The 15,137-nt window shown below is 66.4% G+C and carries 12 protein-coding genes and 4 pseudogenes; 1 reads left to right on the top strand and 15 read right to left on the bottom strand.

Features of this window, described 5'->3' with window-relative positions; translation table 11 throughout:
* The 12 genes and pseudogenes from JCM9942_RS03705 to JCM9942_RS03650 form a co-directional block, all read right to left on the bottom strand.
* A partial coding sequence (locus tag JCM9942_RS03705) for an FAD/NAD(P)-binding protein (RefSeq protein WP_172675035.1) occupies nt 1-511 on the bottom strand: 511 nt, incomplete at its 3' end.
* A 152-nt stretch (nt 512-663) separates the two neighbouring features.
* Nucleotides 664-831 (bottom strand): 50S ribosomal protein L33, encoded by a 168-nt coding sequence (gene rpmG, locus JCM9942_RS03700; protein ID WP_172675037.1) that lies wholly within the window; start codon nt 829-831, stop codon nt 664-666.
* Between the two features lie 10 nt (nt 832-841).
* A pseudogene (gene rpmB / locus JCM9942_RS03695) lies at nt 842-1,077 on the bottom strand (50S ribosomal protein L28).
* A gap of 221 nt (nt 1,078-1,298) precedes the next feature.
* Complete coding sequence (locus JCM9942_RS03690; RefSeq protein WP_256202284.1) at nt 1,299-1,547, bottom strand: hypothetical protein; 249 nt, start codon at nt 1,545-1,547, stop codon at nt 1,299-1,301.
* A gap of 17 nt (nt 1,548-1,564) precedes the next feature.
* The gene (locus JCM9942_RS03685) at nt 1,565-1,987 is read right to left on the bottom strand and encodes a hypothetical protein (protein ID WP_054657724.1); all 423 of its coding nucleotides are present in this window, start codon (nt 1,985-1,987) and stop codon (nt 1,565-1,567) included.
* A gap of 65 nt (nt 1,988-2,052) precedes the next feature.
* A pseudogene (locus JCM9942_RS03680) lies at nt 2,053-5,216 on the bottom strand (efflux RND transporter permease subunit).
* A 29-nt stretch (nt 5,217-5,245) separates the two neighbouring features.
* On the bottom strand, nt 5,246-6,244 hold the full coding sequence (locus tag JCM9942_RS03675) for an efflux RND transporter periplasmic adaptor subunit (RefSeq protein ID WP_054657722.1): 999 nt from the start codon (nt 6,242-6,244) through the stop codon (nt 5,246-5,248).
* Nucleotides 6,241-7,520, bottom strand: a pseudogene (locus tag JCM9942_RS03670) (TolC family protein). Before JCM9942_RS03670 ends, JCM9942_RS03675 begins: the two are co-directional and overlap by 4 nt.
* Nucleotides 7,521-7,574: 54 nt before the next feature.
* On the bottom strand, nt 7,575-7,958 hold the full coding sequence (locus JCM9942_RS03665; RefSeq protein ID WP_054657720.1) for a hypothetical protein: 384 nt from the start codon (nt 7,956-7,958) through the stop codon (nt 7,575-7,577).
* A 145-nt stretch (nt 7,959-8,103) separates the two neighbouring features.
* A complete protein-coding gene (locus JCM9942_RS03660; RefSeq protein WP_054657718.1) occupies nt 8,104-9,891 on the bottom strand; it encodes a DUF885 domain-containing protein in 1,788 nt (595 codons plus the stop codon).
* Nucleotides 9,892-10,002: 111 nt separating this feature from the next.
* Entirely contained in the window at nt 10,003-10,338 is a 336-nt protein-coding gene (locus tag JCM9942_RS03655) for a lipid-A-disaccharide synthase N-terminal domain-containing protein (protein WP_054657716.1), read from the bottom strand.
* A gap of 2 nt (nt 10,339-10,340) precedes the next feature.
* Nucleotides 10,341-11,063 carry a glycosyltransferase family 2 protein gene (locus JCM9942_RS03650; RefSeq protein WP_054657715.1) on the bottom strand — a complete coding sequence of 241 codons (723 nt, stop codon included), beginning with the start codon at nt 11,061-11,063 and terminating at the stop codon, nt 10,341-10,343.
* Between the two features lie 460 nt (nt 11,064-11,523).
* Here JCM9942_RS03650 and JCM9942_RS03645 point away from each other — a divergent pair, with 460 nt between their 5' ends.
* Entirely contained in the window at nt 11,524-13,473 is a 1,950-nt protein-coding gene (locus JCM9942_RS03645) for an LTA synthase family protein (protein WP_054657714.1), read from the top strand.
* 186 nt (nt 13,474-13,659) lie between these two features.
* Here the strand turns inward: JCM9942_RS03645 and JCM9942_RS03640 are convergent, their stop codons facing one another.
* From JCM9942_RS03640 to JCM9942_RS03630, 3 genes and pseudogenes are all read right to left on the bottom strand, one after another.
* Entirely contained in the window at nt 13,660-14,625 is a 966-nt protein-coding gene (locus JCM9942_RS03640) for an SDR family NAD(P)-dependent oxidoreductase (RefSeq protein ID WP_054657712.1), read from the bottom strand.
* The gene (locus JCM9942_RS03635; RefSeq protein WP_054657710.1) at nt 14,622-14,924 is read right to left on the bottom strand and encodes a helix-hairpin-helix domain-containing protein; all 303 of its coding nucleotides are present in this window, start codon (nt 14,922-14,924) and stop codon (nt 14,622-14,624) included. The genes JCM9942_RS03640 and JCM9942_RS03635 overlap by 4 nt, the downstream gene beginning before the upstream one ends.
* Nucleotides 14,925-14,957: 33 nt before the next feature.
* Nucleotides 14,958-15,137 (bottom strand): annotated as a pseudogene (locus JCM9942_RS03630) (ParB/RepB/Spo0J family partition protein); the annotation flags it as partial.

Genomic DNA, 15,137 nt, shown 5'->3' with positions numbered 1-15,137 from the left:
CCGGCAGCGGCCGCAAGGCATTGCCCGGTGCCAACGCCACCGCCCGCGCGCGCAGCTGCGCACCTGAATCCAGCGCGAGGGTGAAGCCCTCGGCATCGGCTTGCAGCGCCCGCACATGTTCGGCGCGGACCTGCAACTGCGCGATGCTGGCAGCGGCGGTCTGCTGCAGGCGCAGGCGCAGGTAGTCCGCATAGTGCTGTCGCGGCACGAAGCGGTGGGCCAACGTGTCGCGATCCAGCGCCGGGAAGGCCTGCACGTCCTGCAGGTAATCGAGAAAATCCTCCGGCTGCGCCGCAAAACCGCTCATCTTGGCCACCGGCACATTGAGCAGGTGCTCTGGATAGGTCGTGGCGTACGCCACGCCCCGGGCCAAGGGCAGATCGGGCTCCAGAATCAGCACCCGCAGCGGCCGCTGCGCCTCACGCAGCACGCCAATAGCCGTGAGGGTGCCGGCAGCGCCACCACCGATGATGGCCAGGTCGTACAGATGCGGAGTATCGATAACGCTCATAGGCCCGATTGTAGGGGATGGCATGCCCGCGGCTGATGCCGTCAGGGCAGGTGCCCATGGGCGTGATACCCGCGATGTTTCATTCCGCAGAAACGCAGAACCCGCCTTGCGGCGGGTTCCGGATGAAACGCAAAACCGGCAATCCCGGGGGATTACTTGATCTTGCCTTCCTTGTACATCACGTGCTTGCGCACCACCGGATCGTACTTCAGGAATTCCATCTTCCCCGGGGTGTTCTTCTTGTTCTTGTCCGTGGTGTAGAAGTGGCCAGTGCCGGCCGAGGAAATCATACGGACCTTATCGCGCTTACCTGCCATGATTATTTACTCCTCAGACCTTTTCGCCGCGGGCACGCAGCTCAGCCAGACGGAATCGATACCGTTCTTGTCGATGGTGCGCAGTGCATGCGCGGAAACACGAAGCTTGACCCAGCGGTTCTCGCTGGCAACCCAGAAGCGGCGCTCATGCAGGTTCGGCAGGAAACGACGGCGGGTCTTGTTGTTGGCGTGCGAGACGTTGTTACCTGTCTGCACACCCTTACCGGAAACTTGGCATACGCGGGACATTGCGCACCTCGATAATATTGATGACTTCCTTAGCCAGGAAGACGGCGGCCCCGGCGGTTGCCCGCCACGCGTCATGGGAATCAAAGGGTTACGCTGTCGAGGATGTCCGGATGACGTGTTCCCGGCCACCGATCCAGAGGTTTCCGGACACAGCGAGCCGGAAATTATGCCCAAGGACAGGCCAAAGCGCAAATCCACGCCCGGAACACGGCGACCGGGGGCTATTCCGGGGCAAATGCCAAGGCCCGGCGCCAGCGCAACGGCTGGGTGGCCCGGCCCGGATCGGGTGGGAACACGGTCAGGTAGCCGGCAGCGATGGCCCGTTCACGCAAGCGCTCACCGACGCCTTCGGCCACTTCCACCTCGACATGGGTCACGTGCCCCTGGGGGTCGACATCCATCGCCCACACCAGCCGGCCCACCCATTGCCCGGCCGGGATCGACGCATCGTAGTTCGGGCGGCCAGCCACATAGGGAACCGAGCGCGTCAGGTAGTGCGGTGAATCCTCGATACGCGGATCGACCGGACCTTGGCCGTCCCGGTACGGCCATCGCCGAGGACGACGTGCACCGTCCAGTCCCCCGCCGCGCGCCCAGCGGCCAGATCGGCCGGGTAGCACCGTTTGATTCCGCGATAGTCATCATGCTGCTGCAGTGACACCTGCGCACCCTCGGCATCTCGCAGTTCAATCTGCAAGCCGCCCACATCCGTGGAAACCGCATTGGCGGCAATGCAGATCTGATGGCCGTGGTCGCCCTGCATGACGAACTGGCGGGTCTGCTGGCGGGCCAGCGCATCCACCGGCGGCTTGGACCACAAGAACTCGATGTAGAGGTCAGGCGCCTGAGCGGCAACATTGCCGCCACCGAGCAACAGCAGCCCCATCACCACAAACTGACACACGCGCATTGACTGCCTCCCGGAGCCGACCACCGGACTCTAGCAAGTCCGGTGCTGCCCATCCCGACAGGCAGTCAGTCTTTGCGGTGCAGCCAGCAGTACAGCACCGGCAATACCAGCAGGGTCAGCAGCGTAGAGGAGACAATGCCGCCGATCACCACCGTGGCCAGCGGCCGCTGCACTTCCGAGCCGGCACCGACGTTGAAGGCCATCGGCACGAAGCCCAGCGATGCGACCAGGGCGGTCATCAGCACCGGTCGCAAACGGCCCAGCGCGCCTTCGCGCACGGCCACATCGAGACTTCGGCCCTGTTCGCGCAGGTGGCGGATGAAGCTGATCATCACCAGACCATTGAGCACGGCCACACCGGACAGCGCGATAAAACCGACGCCGGCCGAGATCGACAACGGAATGCCACGCACCGCCAGCGCCAGCACGCCACCGGTCAAGGCCAGCGGCACGCCGCTGAACACGATGCTCGCATCGCGCGCCGAGCCGAAGGCCCAGAACAGCAAGGCGAAGATCAGCAGCAGAGTCACCGGCACCACCACCGCCAGACGCTGGCTGGCCGAGATCAACTGCTCGAAGCTGCCGCCGTATTCCACCCAGTAACCGGCCGGCACTCTCACCTGCGTATCGATAGCCTGTTGCAGCTCGCTGACGAAACCACCCAGATCGCGGTCACGTACATTGGCGGTGATGACGATGCGGCGCTTGCCGTAGTCACGGTTGATCTGGTTTGGCCCTTCGCTGCTTTCGATGCTCGCCAACTCACGCAACGGAACCGTGCGCGCATCACCGCTGCGCCAGCCACCCGCACGGCTGGACTCATCCGCACTGTCCTGTGCCAGTGCGGGCTCCAGCGACACCGGCAGATCGGCCAGTGCCGCAGGTCCTGGCGGATGGTTTCCGGCAGGCGGACGACGATATCGAAGCGTCGATCACCTTCGAACAATTGCCCGGCCACACGCCCGCCTACCGCGGTGGAAACCGTGGACTGCAGCTGGCCCGGGTTGAGTCCATACCCCGCCAATGCCGCACGATTCGGCGTGACCGTCAGCAGAGGTAGACCACTGGTCTCCTCCAGGCGCACATCGGCCGCACCGGGCACCGTGTTGGCCACCGCGACGATGCGCCGGCCCACTTGCGCCAGCGCTTCCATGTCATCGCCGAACAGCATCACCGCCACGTCGGCACGCACGCCAGAGATCAACTCGTTCATGCGCATCTGGATCGGCTGGGTGAACTCGTAGTTGTTGCCCGGCAACTCCTCCACCGCGGCCTCCAGCTCGGACAACAGCTGGGCGCGCGGTTTGCGCGGGTCCGGCCACTGCTTGCGTGGCTTCATCATGATGAAAGTGTCGGCGACCGAAGGCGGCATCGGGTCGGAGGCGACTTCCGGTGTGCCGATCTTGGAGAACACCTTGTCCACTTCCGGCAGCTGCTGCAGGCGTGCTTCCACCTGCTTCTGCATGTTCACCGACTGGGAGAGGCTGGTACCGGGAATGCGCATGGCATGCATGGCGACATCACCTTCATCCAGATTGGGCACGAACTCGCTGCCCAGCCGCGTCGCCAGCAAGCCACAGCCGACCACCAGCACCAGGGCGCCGGCAACCACCAGGCGCCCGCGTCGCATCACCCACGCCAGCAACGGCGCATAGCGTGCGCGCAGCCATACCATCAAGCGGTTCTCCTTCTCCTCGATGCGGCCACCGAGGAACATGGCAATCGCCGCGGGAACGAAGGTCAGCGACAACAGCATCGCGCCGCTCAATGCCAGCACCACGGTGATGGCCATCGGGTGGAACATTTTTCCTTCGACGCCGGTCAGCGCGAAGATTGGCAGGTAGACCGCGGTGATGATGCCCAGGCCGAACAGGCTGGGCCGGATGACTTCGGCGGTGGCACTGGCGGTTTCGGCAAAGCGTTCCTCGCGGGTCATCGCCCGGCCCAGCGCATGGGTGCGTTCGCCGAAGCGGCGCAGGCAGTTCTCGATGATGATCACCGCACCATCGACAATCAGACCGAAGTCCAACGCGCCAAGGCTCATCAGGTTGGCGGACACACCACCGCGTGCCATGCCGGTCAGGGTGAACAGCATCGCCAGTGGAATCACCGCGGCGGTGATCAGCGCCGCACGGAAGTTGCCCAGCAACAGGAACAACACCACGATCACCAGCAGCGCGCCTTCCAGCAGGTTCTTTGCCACCGTTCCAATGGTGCGATCCACCAGCGCGGTGCGATCATAGCTGGCGGTGACGGTGACCCCGATAGGCAGGCTGCGCTGCGCCTGTTCCAGCTTCGCCGCAGCCGCGCGCGCCACCTCGCGGCTGTTGGCACCCACCAGCATCACCACCGTGCCCATCACCACTTCGTGGCCGTTCTGGGTGGCGGCACCACTGCGCAGTTCCGGCCCTTCGGCTACCTCGGCCACGTCATGCATATGGATGGGCACGCCTTCGCGGCGGGCCAGCACGATGTTGCCGATTTCCTCCAGCCCGGCGACTTGTCCCGGCACGCGCACCAGGAACTGCTGGCCGTTGCGTTCGATGTAACCGGCGCCGATGTTCTGGTTGTTGCCTTCCACGGCGTCGGCGACATCCTCCAGGGTGAAGCCCAGCGCACGCAGCTTGGCCGGATCCGGGGTGATATGGATCTGCCGCTGGTAACCACCAATCGTATTGACCTCGGTAACACCGGGCACGTTGCGCAGCTGCGGCCGCACCACCCAGTCCTGCAGCGTGCGCAGGTCGGTGGCGGTGTAGGGCGAACCATCGGGCTTGCGCGCCTTGGGATCGGCGTCGATGGTGTACATGAAGATCTCGCCCAGGCCGGTGGCAATCGGCCCCAGCTGCGGGTCCAGGCCTTCCGGCAGCTGTGACTTCACCTGCTGCAGACGCTCGGCGACCTGCTGGCGGGCGAAGTACAGATCGGTGCCGTCCTTGAACACCACCGTCACCTGCGACAGGCCGTAGCGCGACAAGGAGCGCACCTGTTCAAGCTTCGGCAGACCCGCCATCACTGTTTCCACCGGCCAGGTGATGCGCTGCTCACTCTCCAGCGGCGAGTAGCCATCGGCGGCGGTGTTGATCTGCACCTGTACGTTGGTGATGTCGGGCGTGGCGTCGATGGACAGGCGGGTGAAGCTCCAGCTGCCGATCGCGATCAACGCGAAGGTGAGCACCATCATCATCCAGCGATGGGCGATGGCGCTGCGGATGATGCGCTCAAGCATGGCGGCACCCTCCAACTTGCATGCACTGGTCAATGTTCATGCGCGGCCCCCGCCTTGCCGATGTCGGCCTTGACCACATAGCTCTGCTCGACCACAACCTGCTCGCCCACGCGCAGGCCGTCCTTGACCTCGACCTTGCCGGCATCGCGTGCGCCCAGCACCACCGAACGGGCGCTATAGGTGTCGCCCTCACGAACGAACACCACCTCGCGGCCTCCCATGGTCTGCAGTGCGGAAAGCGGCACCACCATCGCGGCGGGCTGCATCGCCACCACGATGCGCGCCTTCACCGCTGCACCGGGCCGCCACAGGCCGTCGTCATTGCGCACACTGGCGCGGGCCACGGTGCTCTGGCTTGCAGTGGCGGTGCCCGGCAGCACGCGCTCCAGCGTGGTGCCCTGGCTGAGGCCATCGGTCATGCGCGTCACCGTGACCGGCACGCCGGCGGTGATGTGCTGGGTGTCGTTGCCGAAGATATGCAGGTCCACCCACAGTTCGGACAGGTCGCCGATTTCGAACAGTGGCGTGCCCTCGCCCGCAACCGCGCCCACCTGTGCCTGCCGCGACAGCACCACGCCGCTGATTGGCGCGCTGACGCTGTAGGTGGTCAGGCTGAGATTGCTGTCGATGCTGGCCAAGGTCTGGCCGGCACTGACGCGATCACCGACGTTTGCACGCAGCGAACGGATCGGCCCGGGAAAGCGCGCCATCACCTGCGCGATGCGACCATCCACTGGGGTCAACAGGCCCTGCACCTCGTGCTCATCGGCAATGGTGCCAGCCTGCACCGCGGCGCTGCGGATCCCGGACTGTTCGGCCATAGCAGCCTTGATGGTGGTGCTGTCGGCTGCTTCCTCGCCCTCGTTATGGGCGTGATCGCCGGCTTCGCCGCCCTTTTCTTCATCGTGATCGTGGCCAGCTTCTTCTGCACCAGCACTGGCTTCAGCCACCGGCTCTGCACCGCAACCGACCAGCAACAGACTCATTGCCAGCACGCCGGCAGCGACAACATTCATCGGACGGCTCATCGTGCGTTCTCCACGGCAACGGTTGCATCGGTGGCCAGCATTCCCTGGCCGGTGAGGCGCTGGATCTCGATCAGCGCGGTCTGTGCGGCGATGGCTGCGTCCAACTGGCGCTGGCGCGATTCAATGCGCATGGCCTGCAGCTGCGCCCACTCCATGTAGCTGACGGCACCGGCGCGCCAGGCCTGCTCGGCAGCACGTTCGGCCTTCTGCAACTGCGGCAGCACATCACTGCGCATGCGCTGCACTTCCAACCGCGCGGTGACATAGCGTCCGTGTGCCTCGGCCAAGGTGGCGTACAGCTGTTGCTGACGGGCCTGGCGCTGATAGGGAAGCAGGGCGAGATCGGCTTCCGCCTCGCGGATTTCCGGCGCGGCACGGCGGGCGCTGCCCAGCGGAATGCTGAAGCCGCCAACCAGCGAGGTCGCGTTGTCGGCACGGCTGTTGCGCACGCCCACCTGCCAATTCCAATCCGGACGGCTGCGGGTGCGCACCAGTTGCAGCTGGGCCTCGCGGATGCGTTGCTCGCCCAGCAGCTCGGCCAGTTCCGGTGCGCGTTGCAGATCGTCATTGAGCAATGCGAAATCGCGCAGTGCCGGCAGCTGCAACGCATCGCCACTCACGGTGTTGAAGTCGGGCGAGCGTGCGCCCCACAACGCGGCGAGCGACAGCCGCGCTGCGCTGGCTTCTTCGATGGCACGATCGCGGTCCAGTTCGGCCTGCGCCAGCATTGCCTGCGCGGTGAACAGCACCGACTCCGGCGAAGCACCGGCCTGCAGCCGCAGACGGGCGGCGGCGACGGCGCGGCGGCGCTGTTCGATATCGGTGTTGGCGATCTGCAACGCCGCTTGCGCCTGTGCCACCGCGAGATAACGGCGTGCGGTTTCGGCGAGCAGATCAAGCGTGCGGTGGCGCGTTGCGGCGCCAGTGCATCGATATTGGCCTGCGCCAGCATGCGCCGCGCATCGAGCTTGTCGCCGCGTTCCAGCACACCGGACAAGGTGACCGTGGCTTCGACGCCCTGCACGCCACGGGCATCGCCGCTGCCGGGCAGGTTCTCCAGTTCCACACCCAGCTGCATCGGCGGGCGCAGCAGCGCGGCGTCGCGGCGGGCTTCAAGTACAGGGCGCTGCGCATCGATCAGACGCAGCTCGGGGTGATCAAGGGCAACGCGGACGATGGCATCGTCCAGCGTCAACGGCACAGCAGGCACCGGCACCTGCGCATACGCGCGCGGCACCAGCATAAAGGCGGCAACCGCCGCCAGGCGCATCCACATGGGTTTCTCCAGATAGCAGGTTCAGACGTGGGGACCGGCCAAGGGGCCGGGACGTCAGACGGCTATCGGGGGGCGGAACAGGCTCTCGGTCGGGTGCGTGACCGCTTGCGTACCCAGGATGACTACGGCCTGCTGTGCGGGCGGCGATGCCACGCTCCAGGCAGGGGTGACGGTGGGCAGTACGCCCCCATGGCCGTGGCAGTCCACGCAATGCACCAGCGCGTGCAGCAGCGCATTGGCGCTGTCTTCAGCATCCGGGGCCGCGGCCAGCTTGCTGTCGTCGTGTTCATGCACGCCGGCGCCGATGTCGGTGTGCGCCAGCATGTGGATGTCGGTCAGTGCGGCAGACAGCGAGGTGCCAAACACGCCGATGCCGACCAGGGCCAACATCAGCAGGCGCAACAGGTGGAGACGGCGGTGGCGCAGGGTACGCAGCATCGGCGCAGCCTAGCCGGTGATCACCGGGTTACACAATCGCATGGGCGCGCGACTTCAGGCCCAAATGGCTCCACTGACCTCGTGCTTCTGCTTTCACTGCGCCCTTTGCCGCCCCTCCCCCGGATCGAGAGAGGGGGGGCCAAACCTACTTTGCGCTCTTGCGCTCGGCGATGAAGGCCTTGATCTGCTGCTCCAGCACCGGCAAGGGCACCGAACCCTGCTTGAGCACGGCGTCATTGAAGGCCTTGAGGTCGAACGCGTCGCCCAGTTCCTTCTCGGCCAGCGCGCGCAGCTTGACGATGGTGATCTCGCCGAGCTTGTAGCTCAGTGCCTGGGCCGGCCAGGAGATGTAGCGGTCCACCTCGGTGGTCACTTCATGCTCGCTCAGCGCGGTGTGGTCGCGCAGGTAGGCGATGGCGCGCTCGCGGGTCCAGCCGTAGTGGTGCACGCCGGTGTCGATCACCAGTCGCGCCGCACGCCACATCTCGTAGGTCAGCCGGCCGAAGTCCTCGTACGGGGTTTCATAGATGCCCATGTCCACGCCGAGCTTCTCGCTGTACAGGCCCCAGCCCTCGCCATAGGCGGAGATGTAGTTGTTGCGGCGGAACTCGGGCTGTTCGCCCTGTTCGGCCGCCAGTGCGCCCTGCAGCGCATGGCCCGGATCGGACTCGTGCAGGGTCAGCGCCGGCAGGTTGTACAGCGGCCGTGCCGGCAGGTTGTAGGTGTTGACCCAGTAGGTGCCCATGCCGCCGCGGCCGGCGGTCCAGAACGGCGCGATATCCGGCGGCACCGGCACGATGGTGAAGCGCGCACGCGGCAGGGTCACGATCTTGCCGATCACCCCGTCCACGCGCTTGGAGATCCACGCCGCGCGCCACAGCAGCTCCTCGGGGGTCTTGGCGTAGAACTGCGGATCGGTACGCAGGAATTCGAGGAAATCGGCAAAGCGGGTCTCCTCGCTTTTCCCGGTGAACCCCAGCTTGTCGATGATGTCGTTCATCTCGCGCTGGATGCGCTTGACCTCGGCCAGGCCCAGCGCATGGATCTGCTGCGGGCTCATGTCCAGGGTGGTGTATTCGCGGATCTGCTGGCGATAGAACGCCTTGCCGCCGGGCATCTTTTCCGCCGCCAGCGTGGTGCGCGCCTGCGGCACATACTCCTCGCGGAAGAACGTCAGCAAGCTGGCGAACGCCGGAATGACGCTGCCGCTGATGGCCTGGCGGGCCTCGGCCTGCAGCTGGGCCTGCTCGGCGGCCGGAATGCTGGACGGCAGCTTCTTCAGCGGCGCATACAACGGCGATTCGGTGGGATCTTTCAGCTCGGCCACCGCGGCGATCGAGCCGTCACGCCCTTCCAGCACCGCCCGCGGCACACTGAAGCCACGCGCCAGCCCGGCACGCATGTTCTGCGTCTGCTGGCCGAAATAGCGCGGCACATCGTTCAGCCGTGCGATGTAGTTGCGGTAGTCCTGCACGGTCTTCATCTCGCGCCGGGCCATGAAGCCCAGGTTCGACCAGAACGAGGAGTCCGAATTGAACGGCATCTCGTAGGCGCGCAGGCGCACCTCGTCGGCCAGGTTCTCGACCTGGTACAGGTAGATGGCGTAGTTGATCCGGTTCTCGGCCGAGAGCGTGGCCGGATCGATCGCCTCAAGCTGCGCGAGCACTTCCTCCCACACCTTCAGCCGCGCCTGCTGGGCCTCGGCGCCCACATCGGGCAGCCGGGTGGCATTGGCCGGGGCATCACCGTCCTCGCTGGCCTCGCCACCGCCGGCCTGACGCCAGGCCCATTCCTTCTCGTAGATCGCCTTGAACTGCTCATCGGCGCTGTACGCGGCCAAGGTGGCCGGCGCCGCGGATTTGGCCGGTGCGGCCTGCAGCGCGGTGGGCAGTGACAGGGCGAGCAGCAGAGCGACGGAGAGCGAGGTTTTCACGAGCAGCGGATTCCCGGATTGCGAGCACCGATCATGGCATCGCAGGCCGCTGCCTGACATGGTTCGAAAGTCCTGCCCGCACCCTCCGGCCGGCGGACCGCCCCATCCGCGTCAGTCGCCGGCCCTGTCCCGCTTCCAGCCGTGATGGCGGATATCCAGCCGCAGACTGTAGAGCGCGGTGAACGCCGGGAACAGGTTCTGGATCACCCCCACCGCGTCCTGCTTGGCGGAAAACAGGAAATAGCTCAGCGTCATCAGGCTGCCCAGCACGCTCATGTACCAGAACAGGCGCGGGATCACCGGCTTGCCGGCGCGGCGCGAGGCCGTGAACTGCACCAGCCAGCGGCCGCCGAACATCAGCGCCCCGGTCAACCCGATCAGCTTCCACGGCGACATGTGCACGCCGGTCCACTCCAGCCAGACCAGCGGCTGGTTCATGAACTCCATGCTCAGACCTCTTCCACTGCGGTGCGCCGGGAGCGCGCGATCAGCCAGGCCACGCCACGCAGGTCGCGGATGCCGACCAGCGCGCGGCCCAGGTTGTTGTACTTGGACACCCCGGCGGTGCGATGGCGATGGTTAACCGGCACGCTGACCGTCTTCCAGCCGGCGCGCTGCATCAGCGCCGGCAGATAGCGGTGCATGTGATCGAAATACGGCAGTTCGAGGAAGGCCTCCCGCTCGAACAGCTTGATGCCGCAACCGGTATCGGGGGTGTCATCACGCAGCATGCGCGCACGGATCGCATTGGCCCATCGGCTGGCCCAGCGCTTGGAGCCGCTGTCCTGGCGGTTGACGCGCCAACCGGCGAACAGTTTCACCGTGGCCGGGGCGGTATCCCGCTCGGCCAGCAGTCGGGGGATATCGGCCGGGTCGTTCTGGCCGTCACCGTCGAGGGTGGCGATCCACGGCGCCCGCGCCGCCTTCACCCCGGTCCGCACCGCGGTGCTCTGCCCGCTCTGGCTGACGTGGTGCAGCACCCGCAGCTCGGGATTGTCGGCCTTCAGCGCCTGCAGCTGCTGCAACGTGTCATCGCTGGAATGGTCATCGACGTAGACGATCTCGAACGCCAGCCGCCCGCGCAGCGCGGCGGTGATTTCACTGACCAGCGAGGCGACGTTGTCACGCTCGTTGAAAACGGGAACAACCACGGAAAGCGCGGGGTGATTCATTACAGGATCCGTAAGGCAGGCAGGGTGATGGGGCATGCGTATTAAGGAAACGGAACAGGCATTCTCCCGGGCCCGACTTAGCACAGCGTGAAATCAGGCGCGCGATCCAGAGCAGGCGCAGCGCCCTGGCAGCGGAACACCCGACGGCCAGATACTGCCACGCCGACGGCGCGACGGGGACGGCGGCTGTAGCGCAGCCAAGCACCGAGGGTGGCCGCCGGAGGTGACAACCGCGGGAAGATAGCGGCGACGATGTCGGAAACATGTGTGAACTCACCCGGCCACCCGGCCTCACCGGTGCCACGTCCGCGGCGGCAGTGGAGGGCAGGGGCGAGGCGCGTATTCAGGGTAATATTTCCCGGTTATGCGACGCCCATGACAGCCGGCCCGGGAGGTTTCCCGGGCGGTGCAATGAAGGGACTTCAGGCGTGTTGTGCACCACCTTCAACGGATCTCGGCTTTGCGTAAGCTCACCTGGCGTTTCCTGCTGCTCACCCTGGTTTTCCTGACCCTGTGCCGGCTCGGACTGGCGCTGTGGCTATGGCCGCGGGTGCAGCCGGCCGGTGGACTGTGGCCGATCCTGTTCGGCGGCTGGCGCATCGATCTGAGCCTGCTGGCCATGGTCTGCGCTGTCCCGGTCCTGCTCTCACCCTGGCTCGGCCACCGGGATTGGCCCACCCGCATCACCGGCGGGTGGTACCGGCTGTGGTGGCTGCTGTTCGTGCTGCTGGAAGTGTCCACGCCGCAGTTCCTCCTGGAATACGACACCCGCCCGAACCGGCTGTACGTGGAGTACCTCAACAGCCCGCAGGAGGTCTCGGCGATGTTGTGGCAGGGCTACAAGGGTGTTCTGCTGCTGGCCACGCTGGGCCTGGCGGTGCTGGGTTGGGCCGGATGCCGCTGGCTGCAGGCGAGGCGCGATGCGGTTTCGCTGAAACCCTGGCTGCGCGCGGTGGCTACCGCCAGCGCCTTTGTGGTGCTGTTCCTGGCCGCGCGCGGCACCCTGGACCACCGTCCGCTCAACGCTTCCAAAGTGGCCTTCAGTGACGATGCGATGATCAACGCGCTGCCGCTGAACTCGCTGTACAACGTGCTGCACGCCATCCGCGGCATGACCGGCGAACGCTCGGCCGCGCAGGTCTACGGCGCGATGCCCGAGCCGGAAATGCACCAGCTGGTGCGCGAGGCCGCCGGCATCGCCGGGCCACCGCTGGATCCGCTGCATCCCAGCGTGCACCGGCAGCAGGCCAGCGCCGCACCGGCCAAACCGCTGAACCTGGTGGTTATCGTCGAGGAAAGCCTGGGCGCGCAGTACATCGGCACGCTGGGCGGGCAGAAGCTGTCACCGCAGTTCGACGCGTTGGCCGAACAGGGCTGGCTGCTGGCACGGGCCTACGCCACCGGCACCCGCTCGGTGCGCGGACTGGAGGCGCTGAGCACCGGTTTCCTGCCCACCCCGGCCGAGGCAGTGCTGAAGCTGCCGCGCAGCCAGAGCGGCTTTTTCAGTCTGGCCGGCCTGCTCGGCCAGTTCGACTACCGCTCGCGCTTCCTCTACGGCGGCGAAGCGCACTTCGACAACATGAAGGCATTCTTCCTCGGCAACGGTTTCGATGAGGTCATCGACCGCCCGCGCTTTGCGGTCAAACCCGGCTTCGTCGGCTCGTGGGGCGCCTCCGATGAGGACATGTTCAACGAGCTGCATCACCGCCTGCTGCACGATGACGGCCAGCCGCGCTTCACGATGGCCTTCAGCGTCTCCAACCACAGCCCGTGGGAATACCCGGCCGGGCGCATCCAGCCCAGCACACCGGCCGCCAGCGTGGAGAACACCGCCCGTTACGCGGACTGGGCGCTGGGCCAGTTCTTCGCCCGCGCCAGGCAGTCGCCGTACTGGGAGAACACCGTGTTCCTGGTGGTGGCCGACCACGATTCACGCGTGTTCGGCGCCAGCCTGGTGCCGGTCAAGCACTTCCACATCCCGGCGCTGATCCTCGGCCCCGGGGTGCCGGTGCGGCGCGACGAGCAGCTCGTCAGCCAGATCGACCTGCCGCCGACACTGCTGTCACTGATCGGCATCAGCAGTACCCATCCGATGCTGGGCGTGGACCTGACCGTGCGCCAGCCGGGCCGCGCGATCATGCAGTACGGCGACAACTACGGCTATCTGCAGGGCGAGCAGTTGCTGGTCCTGCAGCCACAACAGCCGGCCGAGCAGTTCCACTACCGGCGCGAGGGCGAGACGCTGACGCCTGCCGCGGTGGATCCGGCGCTGGCCAGATTGACCTTGGCCCACGCGCTGTGGCCCAGCTGGGCCTACAACCAGCAGCGTTATGCGGTGCCGGCCCGGGAACTGCAGCCCCGGTCAACCCCGCCCGCCCCTAGGCGCCGGCCGGTCGCTGCGGAACGATAGCCCGCCGGCCGGAGCCCTGAAAAACATAGCCGGGAAGTGGCGGGGTTATTCGATTCGAATTGAGGACGACCCGGCCAGCGGTCCGCCCGGTGGCAGCGCTCAACCAGATGCCTACCGGGCGCCTCGACCGCACCTGCTGTCATCGAAACGGCGCCCTCGTACCCGTACCGGCGCGGCAACGCCGGCTCAGGCGGCGCTGCCGAAATACTCGCGGCACCACTGCACCACCGGTGGCAACCCGGTTTCGATCGGGGTGCGCGGCGCGTAACCGAACGCGGCGTGGGCGCGGCGGGTATCGGCCATGGTTTCGACCATGTCGCCGGGCTGCATCGGCCGGTAGATCTTGTGCGCCGGGCGCCCGGCGGCGGTGGCGATCACCTCGATGAAATGTTCCAGTTCCACCGGCGTGTGGTTGCCCAGGTTGAATACCTGGTGCGGCGTGGGTTCGGCCGAGGGCTGCGACAGCGCCCCGAGGATGCCGGCCACGATGTCCGACACATGGGTGAAGTCACGCCGCATGCGCCCCTCGTTGAAGACCTCGATGCTGCGCCCGGCCAGTACCGCCCGGGAGAACAGCAGCGGTGCCATGTCCGGCCGGCCCCACGGGCCATACACCGTGAAAAAGCGCAGGCCGGTGGCCGGCAGACCGTACAGCTGGGCATAGGTGTAGGCCATCAGCTCATTGGCCGCCTTGGTCGCCGCGTACAGCGAGCGCGGCCGGTCCACCCGCTGGTCTTCGGAGAACGGCGGTGTGGCCGAGTCCCCATAGACCGAGCTGCTGGAGGCATACAGCAGGTGCTGCACGCCGCGATGGCGGCACAGCTCCAGCACATTGACGAAGCCCACCAGATTGCTTTCAACGTAGGCGTGCGGATTCTCCAGCGAGTAGCGCACCCCGGCCTGCGCGGCCAGATGGACCACCCGGGTCGGCTGGACCTCGTCGAACAGCGCGGCCAGGCCGTCGCGATCGGTGAGGTCCAGCGTGCGGATATCCACCTGCGGACACAACGCGGCCACGCGGTCACGCTTGAGCTGCGGATCGTAGTAGTCGTTGTAGTTGTCCAGCCCGACCACCCGCTCGCCACGGGCAGCCAGCGCCTGGCAGGTGTAGGCACCGATGAAGCCGGCCGCGCCGGTGACCAGGATGCTCATAGCCTGAGCGGCTCCCGGGCCAACGCCGCCTTGCGCTCCTTGCTGAAGGCCCACCACGGCTGCGGCGCCTCGCCCGCCATGAAGCGCACCACCGACAGGAACACGTCGATCACGCAGGGGTCGTGCTCCACGCCGGTTTTCAGGCACAGCTGCGCGTACATGTCGTAAGGATCACGCCCGCGCAGATGCGCGGGAACCCGGATTCCAATCAGACGGAGATCCTTTTCACAGGCCGGCCCCACATTCGGGAGGTCGGTCAGACGCAGCAAATGATTGCGGTCGACCTTGGTGGGGTTCATTGCGGTAGGTGCACCTCGGAAAAGTGGATGACGTCAGCCCGGCTGACGGACGCGCAGCCGTTCCAGCACGCCATCGAGCGTGTCCAGATCGGTGTAATGGATGACCAGTTTGCCCCGGCCACCGCGGCCGTGGGCGATCGCCACCTTGGTGCCCAGCGATTCGGACAGCTCGGTCTCCAGCGAGGCGATGTCGGCCTGCGGCGCGCTCGGACC

Origin of the sequence: Stenotrophomonas pictorum JCM 9942 (genome assembly GCF_001310775.1) — a bacterium.
GTDB classification, from domain to species: Bacteria; Pseudomonadota; Gammaproteobacteria; order Xanthomonadales; family Xanthomonadaceae; genus Stenotrophomonas; species Stenotrophomonas pictorum.
This window is presented reverse-complemented; position numbering and strand designations above follow the sequence as displayed.